6 protein-coding genes are annotated in these 6,027 nt (G+C 47.5%); 5 read left to right on the top strand and 1 reads right to left on the bottom strand.

Annotated features, from left to right (window positions below; all coding sequences use genetic code 11):
• The first annotated feature begins 64 nt into the window (after positions 1 to 64).
• Both IEY34_RS24485 and pyrH read left to right on the top strand, forming a co-directional pair.
• The gene (locus IEY34_RS24485; RefSeq protein WP_189016268.1) at positions 65 to 1,411 is read left to right on the top strand and encodes an MFS transporter; all 1,347 of its coding nucleotides are present in this window, start codon (positions 65 to 67) and stop codon (positions 1,409 to 1,411) included.
• A gap of 93 nt (positions 1,412 to 1,504) precedes the next feature.
• Positions 1,505 to 2,239 (top strand): UMP kinase, encoded by a 735-nt coding sequence (pyrH, locus tag IEY34_RS24490; protein ID WP_189016247.1) that lies wholly within the window; start codon positions 1,505 to 1,507, stop codon positions 2,237 to 2,239.
• A gap of 234 nt (positions 2,240 to 2,473) precedes the next feature.
• On the opposite strand, the gene IEY34_RS24495 is transcribed toward pyrH, so the two are convergent.
• Positions 2,474 to 3,358: a GNAT family N-acetyltransferase gene (locus IEY34_RS24495; RefSeq protein ID WP_189016249.1), complete on the bottom strand. Its 885-nt coding sequence runs from the start codon at positions 3,356 to 3,358 to the stop codon at positions 2,474 to 2,476.
• A 173-nt stretch (positions 3,359 to 3,531) separates the two neighbouring features.
• Between IEY34_RS24495 and sigY the strand changes: the two genes are divergently transcribed.
• Genes sigY through IEY34_RS24510 form a run of 3 tightly spaced genes read left to right on the top strand, consistent with a single transcriptional unit; the run spans position 3,532 to position 4,693 of the window.
• The gene (gene sigY, locus IEY34_RS24500) at positions 3,532 to 4,050 is read left to right on the top strand and encodes an RNA polymerase sigma factor SigY (RefSeq protein ID WP_189016251.1); all 519 of its coding nucleotides are present in this window, start codon (positions 3,532 to 3,534) and stop codon (positions 4,048 to 4,050) included.
• Positions 4,051 to 4,473, top strand: coding sequence for a DUF5345 family protein (locus IEY34_RS24505; protein WP_189016252.1), 423 nt, complete (start codon positions 4,051 to 4,053; stop codon positions 4,471 to 4,473).
• Positions 4,466 to 4,693, top strand: coding sequence for a sigmaY antisigma factor component (locus tag IEY34_RS24510; RefSeq protein ID WP_189016253.1), 228 nt, complete (start codon positions 4,466 to 4,468; stop codon positions 4,691 to 4,693). The genes IEY34_RS24505 and IEY34_RS24510 overlap by 8 nt, the downstream gene beginning before the upstream one ends.
• Positions 4,694 to 6,027: the final 1,334 nt, after the last annotated feature.

Genomic DNA, 6,027 nt, shown 5'->3' on the forward strand with positions numbered 1-6,027 from the left:
TTTTATTGTAAAGGGAGAGGGATTTCCCTGATTGGCAGCCAATATACTAGATAAATATAAGTATATGCGGGAAGGTGTGAATCCATTGGCAAAGCCTGAATACGCTTCTAACCAAAGACAGGCACGCAATGTCTGGACCCTGCTCTTTTCTTTGCCCATCTTCGCTTGGGCGATGTACGATTTCGCGAATACGATTTTCTCCTCTAATATCGTAACTGTCTTTTATCCTTTTTACCTCAAAGAAACGTTAGGCAAAAGCGAAGAACTGAATCAGATCGCCAGCACCTTCATCACTTACTCCAACGCGATATCCAGCTTCTTCCTCGTGCTGCTCTCGCCGTTATTCGGGGTTTGGATCGACCGAACAGGCAAGAAGAAAGCCTATCTGATCCCTTTTACCTTGATCGCCATAGCTGCCACGCTGCTTATGGGAGCCTCGGCTATATGGGATACGGAGCAGCAGTGGCTGGGGCTCAACACATCCGTACTAGGCGTGATTGTCTTTTTTATGATCGCCAAATTCTTTTACAACTCCAGCTTAATCTTCTACGATTCCATGATCTCGGACTTGGGCAATACACGCGAAATCCCGATTATTTCCGGTGTTGGCGTAGCCGTTGGCTACGTGGGAACTTTAGTCGGACTTGTCGTCTACCCTTTGATTAACGGGAATCAGTTCGAGAACACATTCATCCCCAGCGCGCTGATGTTCCTGCTCTTTTCCCTGCCAATCATGCTCTTCTACAAAGAAAAGCCTATTCAAGCGGCAGGTGAGAAAAAGTCGCTGCTCAGCGGGTATAAGGAAATCTGGCTTACATTCAAAGAAGCACGAAATTACAAGGCAGCCTTCCTATTCATGATCGCCTACTTCTTCTTCAATGATGCCATTGCCACCGCCATAGCGGTGATGGCTATCTATGCGAACACGGTCATGGGATTCACAACCGGACAATTCATTCTGCTCTATTTGGTTTCTACGATATCTAGCATTATAGGTTCGTTCCTCTTCGGTTATGTGACCCGCAGCCTCGGCCCCAAAAGAGCTGTGACGATCGTTGCCTTCATCCTGATTATCGCTATCGCCATAGCATCGCTGGCTACTAGCCAAAGCTTATTTTGGGTCGCAGGCAGCTTGTACGGCGTTTCCATGGGCGCTATGTGGGTAACATCACGGACGCTCATCGTGCAATTAACACCGGAGGAGAAGCGCGGCCAGTTCTTCGGACTATTCGCCTTTTCTGGAAAAGTGTCATCTATCGTCGGTCCTGCTCTATACGGATCGATTACGTGGGCGCTTGCCTCCTATGGAAACCTGGCTAGCCGCGTAGCGCTGGGCTCCCTCTTGCTCCTCGTGATCATTGGACTGATCGTACACATGCGTGTGCCGCAGAAATTGCATTCATCCTCGTGATTCAGGTACAATAAATTTTAACGGAAACACTAAAGCATTCATTGCCTTAGTGTTTTTTTTCGCAGATTTTCTCATTGGAAGGGAGAACGGGATATGCGGTACAAACGGGTCCTCATCAAGCTGAGCGGCGGTGCTGTCGCGGGCAATAGCGAGTTTGGTTTCGATCCCACGCAGCTGGATCACATTGCGAATGAGATTATGACGGTCGTTCAATTAGGTGTCGAGGTGTGCTTAGTCATCGGCGGAGGCAATATTTTCCGCGGCAATATGGGGGAAAGCTGGGGGATCGAGAAAGCTGAAGCCGACAATATCGGTACGCTGGCGACAGTTATTAATAGCCTTATGCTGCGCGGCGTTTTGAAAGCGAAGACCGAAGCGGAAGTACGCGTCATGACCGCCATTCCAATCGCCTCCGTGGCCGAACCTTTTATCCGGCTTAGAGCCATTCATCACCTGGAGAAAGGATACATCGTCATCTTCGCCGGCGGCAATGGGCAGCCTTTTGTCACGACAGACTATCCGTCGGTCCAACGAGCCATCGAGGTCAACTGCGAAGCCATTCTCGTGGCTAAGCAAGGCGTTGACGGCGTCTTCGATAAAGATCCCAAACATCATAAAGAGGCCGTTCAGTATAAATCACTCCACTACAATGATGTCATCCATAACAATTTGAAGGTCATGGACCAATCCGCCTTCATTCTGGCCCGAGATTATCACATTCCCATTCATGTTTTTAACTTCGATAAGCCTGGATCTATGAAAGAGATTTGCTTGGGGCAAAATACGGGCACGATCATTAGCGGATCTTCTGAACTTATTTATCATTGATGAACCGGCTTCGCCCCTCAGAGATGAGCCTCTTACAAGCGACAAATCCTGTTAAAGGAACAAATAGCGCCCTATAGTTCCCTCAAGATCCCTATAATTACATTTTTTGACAAAATAAAGGCTTGACGTTCCCTTACATTCGCGCGGGGCCGCAACGATAACTCCTCTATCGCTCCAAAACATATAAATTAAAGGATAGAACGCAGCGCAAGCTGCCGCTCTATCCTTTTCCTTTTAGCCAAGAATTAATTCATAGTAGTCATTCGCATTCTTGGTTCTGAACCCGCAGGATTCATAGAGACCAAGTGCCTTCTCATTTTCCACAGCTACTTCAAGCTTGATGTAGGTTGCTTGCTCCCGCTCCTGCAGTTCGGCAATTGTCTGACTAAGCACTAGACGTCCGTACCCCTTGGAACGATGCTCTGGCAGCATACAAAAACCATAGATAAACCCCGTGCCCTCGGCTTCTATCATAGCGCCAATTTTGCCCACTGGCTCCTTGGACTCGCCAACCTCCGCAATCCAGGTCCGTTCTTTCTCGCCATTAATCGTCTGGCTAACATACTCTCTCGTATCCTGCTCCGTCATCTGGAACCCCGCTATATTCAGCTTCACCAGCAGTTCCGTGTCCGCCTCGCTTGCCAAGCGTATCGAAATATACTCGCCTGCGGCAGGTGAAAGCACAGGTGCAGTCCCTTTAAGCTCCATCACATGCTCAGAGAAACTATACGTTGCGCCCAGATTCGTTAAGAACGCCTTACCACTCTCAGCGCCTCGTTCATTAATGAAAATCAGCTTAGGAATCTGTCGTTGTCGACAGGTCGCTATGGCATTATGGACCAATTGGCGAAAAACCCCTTGCCGCCGAGCATCCGGATGTACCATTCCGCTAATTTCCACCTCCGTAGACAGAAAACTATATATGGCCAAGAACCCGACAATGCGGTCATTCTGGTAAAATAAAAAGTCATTCGTCACCCCAGGCGGGCGATCCGATAAAGTGCTCCAGTTCAACTTAATCTCAATATCTTCCTGACGATTGCATACCTCCCAAAGCTTCCGAACTTCCTTCAGCTCCTGAGGTGAAAGGCCATCTCTCGCTATAATGCCTTGTTTCAATAGATTGTCCTCCACTTTCCAAATATCGATCTTGCTGTCATTATACATGCCTTCTGGCGGAAGTGGTAAGCTAATAAATAATTAAAGCTATATTTTACAGACTGTGAACGATTCAACGGAGCTGTGCGTATTACTTAAGCATTCAAACGGACAGAGGGGATGGTCGAAAACACTTGGAAGAGCATGAACTTATTCGCCAGGCTCTGCGGGGAGACCATGCCGCACTGTCTCAGCTGCTCCAGCTGCATTATGATTTTGTTTATAAGTATTTGTTGAAAATTACGATGCATCCGGCCATGGCCGAAGATCTCACGCAAGAAACGATGATCAAAAGTATCGAGAAAATATCGCTCTACAAAGAGAAATCCTCCAAGTTTTCTTCCTGGCTCATGACCATCGCCACTCGCCTGTACATTGATCAAGGCCGGCGCCGCAAACGCGAAAAGCTGTGGCAGGAAGAGCAGCAGTCCTTGCGCTACATGCAGTGGCAGGCAGGGAATCAGCATGAGGATTGGCCTGATGTGTTGAATGCTTTATCGGAACTATCCGAGGATAGTCGCATCCCGCTCATTCTGAAACATTATTATGGCTACACCTATGAAGAAATCGGCAGCATACTCGCCATCGCCGAAGGCACCGCCAAATCTAGGGTGCATCATGCGTTGAAACAAGTACGGAAGGAGTTGGGTTAAATGGATACAAGCAAGAAACCGCCTTCCCAGGGCGAGAAGGCTGCTTCTGATGGGCGTGCCGGGAAATTGCAGCGGAGTGGCGTGGCTGAGGCGCATGTGCGAGTTGAGCAAGATGGGGGGCCCAGCGATGAACAAATCGTTCAATCGCTAAAAGAAGGGTTGAGCACGCTCGATCGCATGTTCCCCTCCACTTCCCCTACCGCATCTTGGTTCGAACAACAAGTAGCCGCGACAACAAAGAAACAACGCTCGAAGCTGCTGAGCGATTTGCTCAAACTTTGGCTGGGCGCGCTTGTCCTGCTATATCTCTTGTATGTAACAGCGACTGCTCAGCCAATCGCCTTCACTTTGCTGCAAGCTGCCGCGTTAGTCGCTCCACTAGCATGGTTACTCCTTCGAAAGCAGGTGGATTCGCATGAATAATCCCAATTGGAACGTATTGCCTCTATGGGCTTGGATCAGCTTGGCGATCCTTTTGCTCAGTCAAAGCACCTGGTTGTTCGTTGATGCGCGCAAGCGCAGCGCCCGTTATCCTTGGTTCTGGGGCATCTGGGGCATCATCCAAATGCCCACGCCGCTAATCATTTATCTGTTTGCCGTCCGCAAGATTCATCGTGGCTGGTCGCGTAAGTCAAATGATTGAGATTGCCCATTGCCCCATTCAAGCCAAGAACCCTTCCGTCCACCACCGTATGTGGAACTGAAGGGTTTTTCGGCATGAGGACTGTCCCCCCTAAGCAAATGCAATTCACTTGCGGGCACAAACCATCTGTCATAAGTTAACGAACTGTATGATGCTTATACGCACGAAATTGGCTACTTTGAAAAGCTAATGAGCTCAGTCGGCGTTATGTAGTAGTTTTTAGGCGGAATATTGAGCTTTTGCGGGGAATAAGGCTACTGGAATTCGTTAGCTTTTTTAAACGAACCTTTTTAGTCGAATAAGGTTTACTGGGTTCGTTACGGGGCAGCCATAGCACTGTCCCCCCAAGCAAATGCAATTCACTTGTGAGCACAAACCATCTGTACAAGTTAACGAACTGTATGATGCTTATACGCACGAAATTGGCTACTTTGAAAAGCTAACGAGCTCAGTCGGCGTTATGTAGTAGTTTTTAGGGGGAATGGTGAGCTTTGGCGGGGAATAAGGCTACTGGAATTCATTAGCTTTTTTAATCGAACCTTTTTGGTCGAATAAGGGTTACTTAGTTCGTTGCGGGGCAGCCATAGGACTGTCCCCCTAAGCAAATGCAATTCACTTGTGAGCACAAACCATCTGTCATAAGTTAACGAACTGTATGATGCTTATACGCACGAAATTGGCTACTTTGAAAAGCTAACGAGCTCAGTCGGCGTTATGTAGTTGTTTTTTGGCGGAATGGTGAGCTTTTGCGGGGAATAAGGCTACTGGAATTCATTAGCTTTTTTAAACGAACCTTTTTGCTCGAATAAGGGTTACTGGATTCGTAACGAGGCAGCCATAGCACTGTCCCCCCAAGCAAATGCAATTCACTTATGAGCACAAAGCATCTGTCATAAGTTAACGAATTGTATGATGCTTATACGCACGAAATTGGCTACTTTGAAAATCTAACGAGCTCAGTCGGCGTTATGTAGTAGTTTTTAGGCGGAATGGTGAGCTTTTGCGGGGAATAAGGCATCTGGAATTCATTAGCTTTTTTAAACGAACCTTTTTGGTCGAATAAAGGTTACTGGGTTCGTAACGGGCAGCCATAAGACTGTCCCCCAAGCAAATGCAATTCACTTGCGGGCACAATCCATCTGTACTAGTTAACGAACTGTATGATGCTTATACTCACGAAATTGGCTACTTTAAAAATCTAACGAGCTCAGCCGGCGTTATGCAGTAGTTTTTTGGCGGAATGGTGAGCTTTTAAGAGGAAAAACGCTACTGGAATTCATTAGCTTTTTTAAACGATCCTTTTTGCTCGAATAAGGGTTACTGGATTCGTAACG

Origin of the sequence: Paenibacillus marchantiophytorum (assembly GCF_014640555.1) — a bacterium.
Lineage (GTDB): Bacteria > Bacillota > Bacilli > Paenibacillales > NBRC-103111 > Paenibacillus_E > Paenibacillus_E marchantiophytorum.